We start from the raw sequence: 12342 nt of genomic DNA, 5'->3' as shown, positions 1-12342 counted from the left end.
TACCCTCGCTTCCTCCCCTTGCCCTTGCCCGGCGCCCCCTCCTGGCCCCGTATACTTTAGGTGGTATGTGGGATGTCCTGGTGGTGGGCGGCGGGCCTGCAGGGCTTTCGGCCGCCCTCTTCCTGGCCCGGGCCGGCCTCAAGGTGCTGGTCCTGGACGGGGGGCGCTCCCAGGTGCTGCAGGTGAGCCGGGTGCCCAACTACCCGGGGCTTCTGGACGAGCCCTCGGGGGAGGAGCTTCTGAAGAGGATGCGGGAGCACGCCCGCCGCTACGGGGCCGAGGTGCGCCGGGGCGTGGTCCGGGGGGTACGGGACCTGGGGGGGGTCTTCGAGGTGGAGACGGAGGAGGGCCCGGTGGAGGCGGAGAGGCTCCTCCTCTCCACCCACAAGGACCCCACCCTGCCCTCCCTCCTGGGCCTGGCCCGCAAGGGGGTGCACGTGGAGACCGACGAGGGGGGGCGGACCAGCTACCCCCGGGTTTACGCCGCCGGGGTGGCCCGGGGCAAGGTGCCGGGCCACGCCATCGTGAGCGCGGGGGACGGGGCCTACGTGGCGGTGCAGCTCATCTCCGACCTCCGGGGCGAGCCCTACAAGGACCACGCCAAGTAGGTCCTTGCCCGCCGGGCCTGCGTTTTTGCCGGGACGGCGTTAGACGGGGCGCCCCGCCATCATGAAGCTGGCGGTCATCCCCCCGTCCACGGGGAGGATGGCCCCGGTGATGAAGCCCGCCCTTTCCGAGGCCAGGAAGAGCACCGCCTCCGCCACCTCCTCCGGGCGCCCGAGGCGCCTTAGGGCGTGGAGGTCCTCCCAGTCCCGCCGCGTCCTCTCCGGGTCCTCGGAGAGGGCGATGGCCTCCAAGACGGCCTCGGTGGCGATGGCCCCCGGGGCCACGGCGTTCACCCGGATGCCCAGGGGGGCCAGGTCCAGGGCCAGGGAGCGGGTAAGGTTCACCAACCCCCCCTTGGAGGCGTTGTAGGCGGCGTTTTCCTGCTCGGCGAAAAGCCCCTGGACGCTGGCCACGTTCACGATGGCCCCGCCCCCCGCCTTGGCCATCTCCCGGGCGGCGAGGGCGGCGAGGTGCATGGGGGCGGTGAGGTTGACCTCCAAAACCCTGCGCCACTCCGAAAGCTTCACCGTGAGGGCCGACCCCGGGGCACCCGTGGCGGCGTTGTTCACCAACACGTCCACCCGGCCCAGGGCCCAGGCCGCCTCCTCCACGAAGCGCACCCGGTCCCGCTCCTCCCCCAGGTCCGCCTGGACGAAGAACCCCCCCACCTCCGCCGCCGCCTCCCGCCCCTCGGGGCGGAGGTCGCAAAGGGCCACCAGGGCCCCCTCCCGGGCGAAGGCCCGGGCGATGGCCCGGCCGATGCCCCGGGCGGCCCCCGTCACCAAGACCCCCTTTCCCTCAAAGAGCCCCATGGCCCTAGCTTACGAGGCCCGGGTCCAAGGCCGCGGCCACCTTGTCCTTGGGCAGGCTACCCTGGACCACCTCCTTCCCCCCGCCCTTGGCCCCCAGGGCCTTGAGCCTCTCCAGGATCTCCTGGCGCCGGGGGCCAAGAAGGGCAAAGCGCCCCTCGGGGGAGACGAGGAGAAAGTCCCTTCCGCTCCACTCCAGAAGCCGCTTGGCGAGTTCTCCCAGGATGGGTCCAGGCACCAGGAGCACCCCCTCCTCCAGGGCCCGGGGCAGAAGCGCCTGGACCAGGCTTTCCCTTAGCGCCAGGTTTTCCCCCTTGAGGGCGTAAAGCTCCTCCCGGAGCTTCTGGATGGGCTTTTCCAGGTCCAGGGGATGGGTGGAGAAGCCGAGGGCCAGGCGCATGAGGAGGGCGTGCTTGGCGTGGTAGTCCTCCAGGGCCTCCCACCCCGCCAGGAAGTGGACCCGGCTTCCCCCCTTGTACCGCTCCCACCGGAGCACCTTGATGGGCCCCGCCTGGGCGCTGGTCTTGAGGTGGGTGCCCCCGCAGGCCGCCAGGTCGAAGTCCCCGATCCGCACCAGGCGCACCTTCCCCTGCACCTTGGGAGGGCGGCGCAGGGGGTATTGGGCGAGCTCCTCTTGGGAAACGAAGAAGGCCTCCACCGGGTAGTCGGCGTAGACGGCGAAGTTGGCCAGGGCTTCGGCCTCTTGCAGCCTGGCCTCCTCCGCCTCCTCCTCGAGGTCCACGGTGCAGATGGGCCCGTCCAGGCTCACGGCCACCGTGTGGTACCCCCCGGCCCTGAGGAGGGCCTGGGAGAGGAGGTGCTGGGCGGTGTGGCGCTGCATGTGGCGGAAGCGCCTTGGCCAATCGATCTCCCCCTCCACCTCCACCCCCTCGGGCATGGGGGCGGAGAGCACGTGGACCACGTCCCCAAAGGCCTTCCCCTCCTCGTAGGCGTGGAGGACCCGCACCTCGCCGAAGGCCCCCTTCAGGACCCCGGTGTCCGCGGGCTGGCCGCCGGACTCCGGGTAGAAGAGGGTTTCGGAAAGCACGGCATAGTGCCCCTTCTCGTCGCTCCAGGCCCGCACCACCTGGGCCTGGAAGCGGGTGGCGTAGCTGTCCCGTTGGTAAAGCCTCACGCCCTCTAGAATAAGGAGGATGGCACCCCTGGACCGGGAGGAATGGGCAAGATGGCACGCGCAAGCCCGGCATACCCTGGCCTCCGGAAAGCAGGACCTGGAGGAAGGGGACCACGACTGGGCCAGCTTTAAGGCCCACCAGGCAGGGGAATACGCCCTTAAGGGGCTGCTACGGGGACTGGGACGGCCCGCCTTTGGACACGCCCTGATCCGCCTGCTCCAGGCGCTGAAGGAAGCGGGCCATGAGGTCCCCGAAGCCTTGGAAGAAAAGGCGCGCACCCTGGACGCCCATTACATTCCCGCCCGCTATCCCGATGCCTACCCCGAGGGAAGCCCCTACGAGTACTACACGCGGGCCCGGGCTGAGGAGGCCCTAAGGGCCGCCGAGGGCGTTCTGAAATGGGCAGAGGAGGTTTGGCGTGGCCTCGGAAGCCCTTAGGCTGCGAATGGCCGCCTGGGAGGCCCTCCTGGAAGAGGCCCGCGCCTACGCCACAAGGGTGCGGGAAACCCTGGGAGAGGCCCGGGTTTACCTTTATGGCTCGGTGGCCCGGGGTAGCTTCAACCTGGAAAGCGACATCGACCTCCTGGTGGTCTCCCCCCATCTGCCGAAAGACCCCATAGAACGCTTCCTCCTCCTCCAGGGCCTCAACCCCGGGCGGGTGGAGGCCAAGGGCCTAACCCCGGAGGAGTTCGCCAAGGCCATGGCCAAGGGGGCCCTGTGGTGGCTGGAAGGGGCCTTGGAGCTATGAGGGGGGAAAGGCTCGACAAGCTCCTGGCCCGCCTGGGCCTGGGGAGCCGCAAGGAGGTGGCCCGCCTGGTGCGGGCCGGGCGGGTGCGGGTGGCGGGGGAGGCGGTGCGGGACCCGGGCTTTCACGTGCCGGAAGGGGTTTCCGTGGAGGTGGACGGGAAGCCCCTGGCGCTTCGCCGCCACCACCACATCCTCCTGCACAAGCCCGCGGGGTACGTGACGAGCCGGGCCGAGGGGCCCAGCGTTTACGCCCTTTTGGAGGGGTTTCCCACCCGGGACCTCTCCCCGGTGGGCCGCCTGGACAAGGACACGGAGGGGCTCCTCCTCTTCACCACCGACGGGGAACTCCTCCACCGCCTCACCCACCCCCGGCGCAAGGTGGCCAAGCGCTACCGGGTCCACCTGGAGCGCCCGGCCACGGAGGAGGACCAAAGGGCCTTCGCGGAGGGGCTCTTCTTGGATGGGGAAAGGCTTTTGCCCGCGGAGCTCTCCTTCGGGGAGGACCCCACCCGGGTGGAGCTCGTCCTCTGGGAGGGGCGCTTTCACCAGGTGAAGCGCATGTTCCAGGCCCGGGGAAACCGGGTCCTCTACCTGAAGCGCCTCGCCTTGGGCCCCTTGGCGCTGGGGGATTTGCCCCTAGGGAAGGCCCGCCCCCTCGCCCCGGAGGAGGAGGCGGCCCTTTACCAGGCGGTAGGTTTGGCGGGCCAGGAGGCCTAAGTACCCTCTTGTGGCCTCCGCCACGACGGGGCCCCAAAAAGGCCCTGGGTATCGCCCTTCCTCCTTACCTACTGAGGCTGAGGCAGCTTCCGCGGGTCGGTACTCATGGGGAGATTGGGCCCCTTCCTGCCCCGGGGGTCCGTGGCCCAAGGATAGGGGCGGACAGGGTCGCTGCGTTCGGGGAGGGTAGGTCCGGGTTTCACCCCTCTTTAGTGTCCCGGCTGCTACCCTTGGGGCATGCGCCCTTTTTGGGCCCTCGCCCTTCTCTGGACCCTCCAGGCCGTAGGCCAGGGGACCGGAGCGATCTTCGAGGCCCTTCTGGTCCTGGAGGAAGACGTCATCGAGGAAGGCCGCCTGGTCACCTACACCGGGGTCCAGCGCTACCCTGTGGCCTCGGAGGCGGAGCTTTTGGCCCTCCTCCGGAGGCTCGCCCGCGACCCCCGGCCCCCCCGGTTCATCCTCCAGGAGGGGCGGTGGTGGGGGGTGGAGAAGAAGGGCATCGCCTTTGAGGAAGCCGAGGCCCTCGCCGCCTACCGGGAGGCCCTGGGGGCGGGGCGGAGGAGCTTCCGCCTGCCCGCGCGCCACACCCCCCCTAGCCCGAGCCTCCGAGACCTCTACGCCCTGGGGGTCAGGGAGCACCTGGCCACGGGGGAGACGGACTTCCGGGGCTCCAGCCGGGAGCGCACCCATAACCTGCTCCTGGCCTCCAGCAGGCTGGACGGCCTCCTCGTTCCTCCGGGGGCCTTTTCCTTCAACCGGGCCTTGGGGCCCATCACCCGCGAGGCGGGCTACCAGGAGGCCTTCGTCATCGTGGGGGACCGCACGGAACAGGGGGTGGGGGGTGGGGTCTGCCAGGTCTCCACCACCCTCTTCCGGGCCTTTTTCTTCGCGGGCCTCCCCATCCTGGAGCGCCACGCCCACAGCTACCAGGTGGCCTACTACAAGCCCACGGGCCTGGACGCCGCCGTGGTCCAGCCCTACAAGGACCTGAGGGCCCTGAACGACACCCCAGGGGCTATCTGGGTGCAGGCCTCCGCCCAGGGCACCACCCTCCGCTTCCACCTTTTCGGCACCCGGGACCGGGAGGTGCGCTGGGAGGGGCCTTTCGTCTCCGACCGCAGGCCGCCCCCGCCCCCCAGGGAGATCCCGGACCCCTCCCTGCCCCCCGGGGCCCGCAGGCAGGTGGACTTCGCCGCCGAGGGGGCCAGGGTGGAGGTGCGCCGCTCGGTGCGTTACCGGGACGGGAGGGTCCGCGAAGACCGGGTGGTGAGCCTCTACCGCCCCTGGGGGGCGGTGTACCTGGTGGGGCCTAGCCCACCTCGAGGAGCACCGCCCGCTCCACGGGGAGGAGGCGGTGGGGCTCCGTGAGCCGGGCCGCCTCGCCCCGTTTGAGGTGCAGGTAGCGTCCTTCGGGGAGGTCGATGACCAGCTCCCCTTCCAGGAGGAGGTAAAACCCACCTGCCTCCCGCTCCACGGGCTCCGAGAGGGTGTAGGCCCGCACGGGCACCCCGGGCACCTCCACCGGTCCTTGACGGGCCAGGCGCAGGAGGTGAAGCTTGAAGCTCTCCATCAGGGGGCCACCGCTTCCTTTTTGGCCCGACCCTTGCGCATGCGCAGCTTGAAGAGGGCCCGCTGGGCCAGCCTGGCCCCCTCCGGGGCCAGGGGCTCCCCGAGGGCCAAGGCCTCCACCGCCCTGCGCTCCTCCAGGGCAAGCTCGTTAAGGAAGGGTCTCAGCTCCTCCCAGTCCCTGGGCGGCTTGGGTGGGGAAGCCCCCTGCCCCCGGGCCTTCGCCCCAGTAGGGGCCGGTACCCCCCGGCTCGAGGCCGAAGCGGCCCTGCCGCGGGAACGCCTTCCTCCTTTGGAAGCCGAGGCCCCGGGAGGTTCGCTACGGGAAGCGGCCCGGGTGGAGGCTTTAGGGGAAGGGATCAGCTTGGGATCATGGGCCGGGCAAGCGGGGTTCATGCAGGCCCCTTCCCCCTTCCCCACCAAGGGCCAGCCGCAGGAAGGGCAGGTCCGGTCCAAAAGGGGGTAGAAGGAAAGGAAGTCGCAGGCATTGTTCTCGCACTTGTAGTAGGGCTTCCCCCGGCGGCTTCGCTTCTTTAGGACCTGGCCTCCGCATTTGGGGCAGGCGTGCCCCGTGGGCTCGCCGTCGTCCCGGGTGTAATCGCACTCGGGGTAGCCGGAGCAGGCGATGAAGCTCCCGTACCGGCCTTCCTTGCGCACCAAGGGCTTGCCGCACTTGGGGCAGGCTTCCCCGATGGGCTCGGCCTCCTTCTTGCGCTCCAGGGGCTCGGTGTAGGTGCACTCCGGGTAGCCGGTGCACCCCAAAAACTGCCCGTAACGGCTCACCTTTAACTCCAGGGGCCTCCCGCACCGAGGGCAGGTCTTCTTGGGCACCTGGGAAAGCTCCCCCAGAAAGGGCTCATAAAACTCCCAGACCACCTGGGGCCAGGGGGCTTTTCCCTCCTCCACCTGGTCCAGGCGGTCCTCCATGCGGGCGGTGAACTCGTAGGCCACCACCTGGGGGAAGCGTTCCTTGAGGTAGCGGGTCACCTGGCGGCCCAAGGGCGTGGGCAGGAGGGTGCGCCCCTTGCGCACCGCGTACCCTCGCTTTTCCAAGGTTTCCAGGGTAGGGGCGTAGGTGGAGGGGCGGCCGATGGAAAGCTCCTCCATGGTCTTCACCAGGGTGGCGTCGGTGTAGCGGGGCGGGGGTTCGGTAAAACGCTGCTGGGCCCTGACCTCCACGGGCTCGGCCCTTGCGCCCTCCGCCACCGGGGGCAAGGGGGGCTCCGCTTCCCCTTCTTGGCCCTCCTGCGGGCCCCCTCCCTCATCCCCCCGCCCCCAGGCCTTCAGGTACCCCTCAAAGCGGAGGACTGAGCCCGAGGCCCGAAAGGTGAAGCGGGGTTTGGCACCCTCGTCCTGGAGCAGGACCACCGTCTGCTCGTAGAGGGCATCCCGCATCTGGCTGGCGATGAAGCGCCGCCAGATGAGGTCGTAAAGGCGGTATTCCTCCTCGGAAAGGTACCGCCTCACGCCCTCAGGGGTGCGCCGCACATCGGTGGGCCGGATGGCCTCGTGGGCGTCCTGCACCCCCTCCTTGCGGTTCCGGTAGACCCGGGGACCTTCGGGCAGGTACTCGGGGCCAAAGAGCTTCTGGACCACCTCCCGGGCGGCCTGTAGGGCCTCAGGGGAAACCCGCACCGAGTCGGTGCGCATGTAGGTGATGAGACCCACGGTGCCCTCGGGGAGGTCCACCCCCTCGTAGAGCCGCTGGGCGATGCGCATGGTGCGGGCGGCGGTGTAGCCCAGGCGGCTAGAAGCGGCTTGCTGCAGGGTGGAGGTGGTGAAGGGAGGCGGGGGAGATTTGCGGCGCTCCTTGGTCTCCACCTGGACCACCCGGTAGGCCCGCCCCCTGGCCTCCTCGGCCAAAGCCTTGGCCTGGGCCTCGTGGGCCAGGTGGAGCTTCCCCTCCTTTTCCCCTTGGCCGGTCCAAAGCCGCTTGCCCTCCACCTCGTGGAGGCTTGCGGCAAGGGCCTTGTCCTGGCCCAGGGCAAACACCCCCTCGAGGGTCCAGTACTCCTCCCGCTGGAAGGCCTCAATCTCCTCCTCCCGCTCCACCAAAAGCCTTAAGGCCACGCTCTGCACCCTGCCGGCGGAGAGGGCCCGCTTGCGGAACTCCAGGGAAAGCAGGGGGGAGAGGTTGTAGCCCAGGAGCCGGTCCAAGACCCTCCGGGCCTGCTGGGCGTCCACCAGGTTCTGGTCGATGGGCCTGGGGCGTTCCACCGCCTGGCGCACCACCTTGGGGGTGATCTCGTGGAACTCCACCCGCAAAGGCTCCCCCGGATCGCGGCCCAGAAGCCTGGCCACGTGCCAGCCGATGGCCTCCCCCTCCCGGTCGGGGTCGGTGGCGATGAGGAGGCGCTTGCCCTTGGCGGCCTGCCTCAACGCCTCCACCACCGGCTTCTTGTCCTTTTTCACCTCGTAGGTGGGGGCGAAGTCCCGCTCCGCATCCACCCCAAGCTCCCTCTCCGGCAGGTCGGCCACGTGCCCCAGGCTGGCCCGCACCTCGTAGCCGGGGCCCAGCATCTTCTGGATGCTCCTGGCCTTGGCGGGGGACTCCACCACCACCAAGGCCGCCTGGCCCCCACCTGCGGCAGGGCCTGCTGCGAGCCCTTTCCCCGGGGCTTTGGCCCCCGGTCCTGGGCGCTTGGCTTCTCCCCTCGGCATCGCCCCCTATTTAGGGGCGTGGAGGTGGTCTTGTCAAGGCTGCGGCTCCTCTTTCGCTTTCAGGCCGGCCCCGGGATAGCCCCTAGGCAGGAGCCTCCGCTCCCAGGCGGCCTTTAGGAGCTCCTCCCGGAAGTCGGGGTGGGCCACCTCGATGAGGGCCAGGGCCCGCTCCCTAAGGGAGCGGCCGAAGAGCTCCGCCACCCCCCACTCCGTGACCACGTAGTGCACGTCCGCCCGGGTGGTGACCACCCCCGCCCCCGGGCGCAGGTAGGGGACGATGCGGCTATGCCCTTTGGCGGTGGAGGGGAGGGCGATGATGGGTTTCCCCCCCTCGCTCCTCGCCGCCCCCCGGATGAAGTCCAGCTGGCCCCCGAAGCCGGAGTAGATCCGGGTGCCGATGGAGTCCGCCACCACCTGGCCGGTGAGGTCCACCTCGATGGCGGAGTTGATGGCCACCATCTTGCGGTTCTGGGCCACCACGAAGGGGTCGTTCACGTAGTCCGTGGGGTGGAGCTCGAAGAGGGGGTTGTCGTGGACGAAGCGGTAGAGCCTCTCCGAGCCCAGGACGAAGGTGCCGATCACCTTGCCGGGGTGGAGGGTCTTTTTGGCCCCGGTGATGAGGCCCTTCTCAAAAGCCTCGAGGACCCCGTCGGAGATCATCTCCGTGTGCACCCCCAGGTCGCGGCGGCCCTCCAGGCTGGTCAAGACGGCGTCCGGGATGGCCCCGATGCCCATCTGCAGGGTGGCCCCGTCCTCGATGAGGCCCGCCACGTGCTCCCCGATGCGCCTTTCCACCTCCCCGAAGCCTTCCCGCTTGAGCCCCGGCAGGGGCCAGTCCACCTCCACGATGGCGGTGAAGCGGGAGACGTGGACGAAGGTGTCCCCCAGGGTCCTCGGCATCCTGGGGTTCACCATGGCGATCACTAGGGGGGCGGCTTCGAGGGCCGCCTTGGTGGCGATGACCTCCACCCCCAAGGAGGAGAAGCCGTGCTCGTCCGGGGGGGAGACCTGGACGATGGCCGCGTCCAGGGGGAGGATGCGCCTTTTGAAGAGCCAGGGCACCTGGTGGAGCATGATGGGCACGTAGTCCGCCCGGCCCTGGTTCACCGCCTCCCGGTCCGCGGGGCCCACGAAGAGGGAGCGGCGGCGGAAGTGCCCTTCCATCTCCGGGGGGGCGAAGGGGTCTTCCCCGAGCTGGAGGAGGTGGACGAGTTCCACCCCCTGTAGCTCGTCCTTGCGGGCGGCGAGGGCCTTGAGGAGGGGCGTGGGGGTGGCGGCGTTGCCGGAGACAAAGACCCGCATCCCCGGTTGGATGAGGCCCACGGCGTCCTCGGCGGAGGTCAGCTTCTTGCGGTAGCTCATTCCAGGTGGCCTCCTTTCTGGCCCAGGAGGAGGTAGGCCCCCTGGCGGAGTTCGGGCACCCCCAGGGGATCTTCCTCCACCCGAAGGAGGAAGGGGAGAAGGGTGGCGGTGAGGGCGTGGCTGGCGGTGCGGGGCACCAGGGCGGGGACGTTGGGGAGGCAGAAGTGGGTGATCCCCATCTCCTGGTAGATCCCGGGGCGGCTCGTCTCCGCGATCCCCCCCTGGTCGATGGCGAAGTCCAGAAGCACCGCCCCCGGGCGCATGCGGGCCATCAGGTACCGGGAGAGGAGGACGGGGGCCCTTTCCCCGGGCACGGCCACCGCCCCCACCAGGACGTCGGCGAAGGCCGCGTACCGCTCCAGGCGGCTTTGGGTGGTGAGGGCGGTCACGGCGCCCCTCGCCTCCCTGGCTGCCTCCTCCAGGGCGGAAAGTTCCCTGTCCAGCACGTAGACCGAGGCTCCCGCCCCCAGAAAAGCCCGGGCGGCGGCCCGCCCCAGGGTTCCAGCCCCCAGGACCACCACGTCCGCCGGGGGGATGCCGGGAAGGCCGGAGAGGAGGACCCCGGGCCCCCAGGGGGCCTCGAGGAGCCTCCCCGCGATCTGGGGGGCGAGGCGTCCGGCGATCTCGCTCATGGCCCGGAGGACGGGGCGCCTACCCTCCGTCCCCACCAGCTCATAGCCGATGGCGGTGATCCCCTTTTCCGCCATGGCCTCCACCAGGCCCGACTCCGCCACCGCCAGATGCAGGAAGCCCATGACCGTGGCTCCGGGACGGAGAAGGACCACCTCCTCCAGGGTGGGCCGGCCCACCTTGAGCACCACCTCCCCCCGGCCAAAGGCCTCCTCCCGGCTCACCAGCCGGGCCCCGGCCTCCTCGTAAAGGGGGTCGGGGAAGCCCGCCCGCTCCCCCGCTCCCCGCTCCACGTACACTCGGTGCCCCCGGGCCACCAGCTCCCGCACCCCTTGGGGGGTAAGGGCCACCCGGCCTTCCCGCACCTCTTCCCCGAAGGGGGGGAGGGTCTTGAGCACGCCCTGCTCCTTGGGTAGACCGAAGTCCATGCCCACCTCCTAGACCCAAGCTTAAGCCCCTCGCTGGGGCTGGATGTCCCTCGCCCTTCTCATGGCCTTCTGGCCTAGGCTCTACCCGTGGAGGCCTTCGCCCACTGGCTCTTCGTGGCCCTTTGGGGCCTCGCGGTCCTCCTCACCTTTCTGCCCTTTTTCCCCGCCACCCTCCTGATCCTAGCCGCCGCCTTCCTGCACGAACTCCTCCTGGGGTTCCAGGACCTGAGCGTGGGGCTTTGGCTCCTCCTGGGGGCCTTGGCCCTTTTGGCCATGGCCGTGGACAACCTGGCCGCCCTCCTCGGGGCCCGGCGTTACGGGGCGGGCCGGGCGGGGCTCTGGGGGGCCTTCCTGGGGGCCCTTCTGGGCCTCCTCCTGGGGGTGTGGGGGGTCTTGGTCCTACCCTTCCTCCTGGCCTGGCTTTTTGAGCTCTTTTCGGGCAGAGGACCCAAAGAGGCCCTTAGGGCCGCCTGGGGTACCCTGGTAGGCCTCATGGGAGGGGTGGTGGCCAAGGCCATCCTCCACGTGGCCATGGGGCTTCTGGTGATCCAGGCCATTTTTTAGGGGCTTGGGGTATGCTTTTCCCCGTGAACCTGGTCTTCGTCACCCGCGAGGGGCGTGGTCTTTGCCAAGGGGCGGAGGGGGCCCCCCGGGCCCTGGGCGTACCCTATGGGCGCCGGGATGTGGACCAAGGCCCCGAGCTTTTCCGCCTTTACACCCTTCGGGTACCCGCGCTCCTCCTGGGGGAAGGGGTGCTTTGGGAAAGGGCCTTTGGGGAGAAAGACCCCCTGGCCCTTGGCGGGCGGCAGGCATCCCGGGGAGGTGAGGCGTGAACCCCACCCTGATCGAAATCGGCCCCTTGCGCATCCAGTGGTACGGCTTCCTCCTCACCCTGGCCATCTTCGTGGGCTTCGCCCTGGCCAAGCGCCGCCTCAGGGCCTGGGGGTTCGACGCCGACCGCTTTGAAACCGCAGCCTTCTGGGCGGTGGTCTTCGGGGTGGTGGGGGCCAGGCTGGGCTATGTGCTCACCTCCCCGGGCCCCTTCCTGCAGAACCCGGTGGAGATCCTCTACGTGTGGCACGGGGGGCTCTCCTTCCACGGGGCCGTTTTGGGGGGGGGCCTGGCCTTCTGGTACCTCCACCGCTTCCGGGGGCACCCCTTATGGCCCTACCTGGACGCGGCCACCCCGGGGGTGGCCTTGGGCATCATCGCCGGCAGGATCGGGAACCTGATGAACGGCTCCGACACCGTAGGCCGCCTCACCTCCTTGCCCATCGGCTTCACCTGGCCGGAGTGGGCGGTGGGTTTCCCCGGGGTCTGCCCGGGGATCGACGACATCTCCCAGGTCTACTGGTGCCAAGAGCTGGTGCGGGGCCCCGTCCACCTCACCCAGGTCTACGGGGCCCTGGTGGGGCTCATCCTCCTTCCCCTTGCCTATTACTGGCTAAAGAAGAAGCCCTTCTACGGCTACGCCTTCTGGAACTTCATCCTCTGGTACAGCCTCCTGCGCTCGGTGTTGGAGGAACCCTTCCGCCTGAACCCCCTGTGGCTTCCCGTCTACCGCAACGACGAGCTGGGCCTCGGCCTCTTCACCGCCACCCAGGTGGTGAGCCTGCCCCTCATCCTCCTCTCCCTCTACATGCTCCGCCGCCTGGGGCGGGCTTCGCGGTAGGATGGCCC

At 69.8% G+C, this 12342-nt stretch carries 14 protein-coding genes; 8 read left to right on the top strand and 6 right to left on the bottom strand.

Annotated features, from left to right (window positions below; translation table 11 throughout):
* Positions 1–65: 65 nt before the first annotated feature.
* Positions 66–608, top strand: coding sequence for an NAD(P)/FAD-dependent oxidoreductase (locus tag ETP66_RS03190; RefSeq protein WP_130840552.1), 543 nt, complete (start codon positions 66–68; stop codon positions 606–608).
* Positions 609–647: 39 nt separating this feature from the next.
* Here the strand turns inward: ETP66_RS03190 and ETP66_RS03185 are convergent, their stop codons facing one another.
* Both ETP66_RS03185 and ETP66_RS03180 read right to left on the bottom strand, forming a co-directional pair.
* On the bottom strand, positions 648–1418 hold the full coding sequence (locus tag ETP66_RS03185) for an SDR family NAD(P)-dependent oxidoreductase (protein ID WP_130840550.1): 771 nt from the start codon (positions 1416–1418) through the stop codon (positions 648–650).
* A 4-nt stretch (positions 1419–1422) separates the two neighbouring features.
* On the bottom strand, positions 1423–2550 hold the full coding sequence (locus ETP66_RS03180; protein ID WP_130840548.1) for an alanyl-tRNA editing protein: 1128 nt from the start codon (positions 2548–2550) through the stop codon (positions 1423–1425).
* A gap of 19 nt (positions 2551–2569) precedes the next feature.
* Here ETP66_RS03180 and ETP66_RS03175 point away from each other — a divergent pair, with 19 nt between their 5' ends.
* The 4 genes from ETP66_RS03175 (at position 2570) to ETP66_RS03160 (ending at position 5383) form a co-directional block, all read left to right on the top strand.
* Positions 2570–2989, top strand: coding sequence for a HEPN domain-containing protein (locus tag ETP66_RS03175; protein WP_201738458.1), 420 nt, complete (start codon positions 2570–2572; stop codon positions 2987–2989).
* Complete coding sequence (locus ETP66_RS03170; RefSeq protein WP_236630082.1) at positions 2970–3299, top strand: nucleotidyltransferase domain-containing protein; 330 nt, start codon at positions 2970–2972, stop codon at positions 3297–3299. Before ETP66_RS03175 ends, ETP66_RS03170 begins: the two co-directional genes overlap by 20 nt.
* The gene (locus ETP66_RS03165; RefSeq protein ID WP_130840546.1) at positions 3296–4015 is read left to right on the top strand and encodes a pseudouridine synthase; all 720 of its coding nucleotides are present in this window, start codon (positions 3296–3298) and stop codon (positions 4013–4015) included. Before ETP66_RS03170 ends, ETP66_RS03165 begins: the two co-directional genes overlap by 4 nt.
* Positions 4016–4252: 237 nt before the next feature.
* Positions 4253–5383, top strand: coding sequence for a VanW family protein (locus ETP66_RS03160; RefSeq protein WP_130840544.1), 1131 nt, complete (start codon positions 4253–4255; stop codon positions 5381–5383).
* On the opposite strand, the gene ETP66_RS03155 is transcribed toward ETP66_RS03160, so the two are convergent.
* The 4 genes from ETP66_RS03155 to ETP66_RS03140 all read right to left on the bottom strand — a co-directional run bounded on the left by ETP66_RS03155 (position 5325) and on the right by ETP66_RS03140 (position 10662).
* On the bottom strand, positions 5325–5585 hold the full coding sequence (locus tag ETP66_RS03155; protein WP_130840542.1) for a hypothetical protein: 261 nt from the start codon (positions 5583–5585) through the stop codon (positions 5325–5327). The two genes, ETP66_RS03160 and ETP66_RS03155, sit on opposite strands and share 59 nt — an antisense overlap.
* On the bottom strand, positions 5585–8143 hold the full coding sequence (topA, locus tag ETP66_RS03150) for a type I DNA topoisomerase (protein WP_430731872.1): 2559 nt from the start codon (positions 8141–8143) through the stop codon (positions 5585–5587). Before topA ends, ETP66_RS03155 begins: the two co-directional genes overlap by 1 nt.
* Before the next feature lie 132 nt (positions 8144–8275).
* Positions 8276–9604 carry an acetyl-CoA hydrolase/transferase family protein gene (locus ETP66_RS03145; protein ID WP_130840538.1) on the bottom strand — a complete coding sequence of 443 codons (1329 nt, stop codon included), beginning with the start codon at positions 9602–9604 and terminating at the stop codon, positions 8276–8278.
* Positions 9601–10662, bottom strand: a complete 1062-nt coding sequence (locus ETP66_RS03140; protein ID WP_130840536.1) for an alanine dehydrogenase — start codon at positions 10660–10662, stop codon at positions 9601–9603. The genes ETP66_RS03145 and ETP66_RS03140 overlap by 4 nt, the downstream gene beginning before the upstream one ends.
* Before the next feature lie 87 nt (positions 10663–10749).
* Here ETP66_RS03140 and ETP66_RS03135 point away from each other — a divergent pair, with 87 nt between their 5' ends.
* Genes ETP66_RS03135 through lgt form a run of 3 tightly spaced genes read left to right on the top strand, consistent with a single transcriptional unit; the run spans position 10750 to position 12334 of the window.
* Positions 10750–11226, top strand: a complete 477-nt coding sequence (locus ETP66_RS03135) for a DUF456 domain-containing protein (RefSeq protein WP_130840534.1) — start codon at positions 10750–10752, stop codon at positions 11224–11226.
* Positions 11227–11237: 11 nt separating this feature from the next.
* Positions 11238–11495, top strand: a complete 258-nt coding sequence (locus tag ETP66_RS03130; RefSeq protein WP_201738457.1) for a thioredoxin domain-containing protein — start codon at positions 11238–11240, stop codon at positions 11493–11495.
* Positions 11496–11503: 8 nt separating this feature from the next.
* Entirely contained in the window at positions 11504–12334 is an 831-nt protein-coding gene (lgt, locus tag ETP66_RS03125; protein WP_130840817.1) for a prolipoprotein diacylglyceryl transferase, read from the top strand.
* Positions 12335–12342: the final 8 nt, after the last annotated feature.

The sequence above is a fragment of the Thermus thermamylovorans genome (assembly GCF_004307015.1).
In the GTDB taxonomy this organism is placed as follows: Bacteria; Deinococcota; Deinococci; order Deinococcales; family Thermaceae; genus Thermus; species Thermus thermamylovorans.
Note: the sequence above shows the minus strand (reverse complement) of the source record. Positions and strands in the feature narration are given on the sequence as shown.

Excerpts from the sequence above, each read along its gene's own strand:
- ETP66_RS03190 (WP_130840552.1), top strand. The coding sequence starts at position 66 with ATGTGGGATGTCCTGGTGGTGGGCGGCGGGCCTGCAGGGCTTTCGGCC.
- ETP66_RS03185 (WP_130840550.1), bottom strand. The coding sequence starts at position 1,418 with ATGGGGCTCTTTGAGGGAAAGGGGGTCTTGGTGACGGGGGCCGCCCGG.
- ETP66_RS03175 (WP_201738458.1), top strand. The coding sequence starts at position 2,570 with ATGGCACCCCTGGACCGGGAGGAATGGGCAAGATGGCACGCGCAAGCC.
- ETP66_RS03165 (WP_130840546.1), top strand. The coding sequence starts at position 3,296 with ATGAGGGGGGAAAGGCTCGACAAGCTCCTGGCCCGCCTGGGCCTGGGG.
- ETP66_RS03160 (WP_130840544.1), top strand. The coding sequence starts at position 4,253 with ATGCGCCCTTTTTGGGCCCTCGCCCTTCTCTGGACCCTCCAGGCCGTA.
- ETP66_RS03155 (WP_130840542.1), bottom strand. The coding sequence starts at position 5,585 with ATGGAGAGCTTCAAGCTTCACCTCCTGCGCCTGGCCCGTCAAGGACCG.
- ETP66_RS03145 (WP_130840538.1), bottom strand. The coding sequence starts at position 9,604 with ATGAGCTACCGCAAGAAGCTGACCTCCGCCGAGGACGCCGTGGGCCTC.
- ETP66_RS03140 (WP_130840536.1), bottom strand. The coding sequence starts at position 10,662 with ATGGACTTCGGTCTACCCAAGGAGCAGGGCGTGCTCAAGACCCTCCCC.
- ETP66_RS03130 (WP_201738457.1), top strand. The coding sequence starts at position 11,238 with ATGCTTTTCCCCGTGAACCTGGTCTTCGTCACCCGCGAGGGGCGTGGT.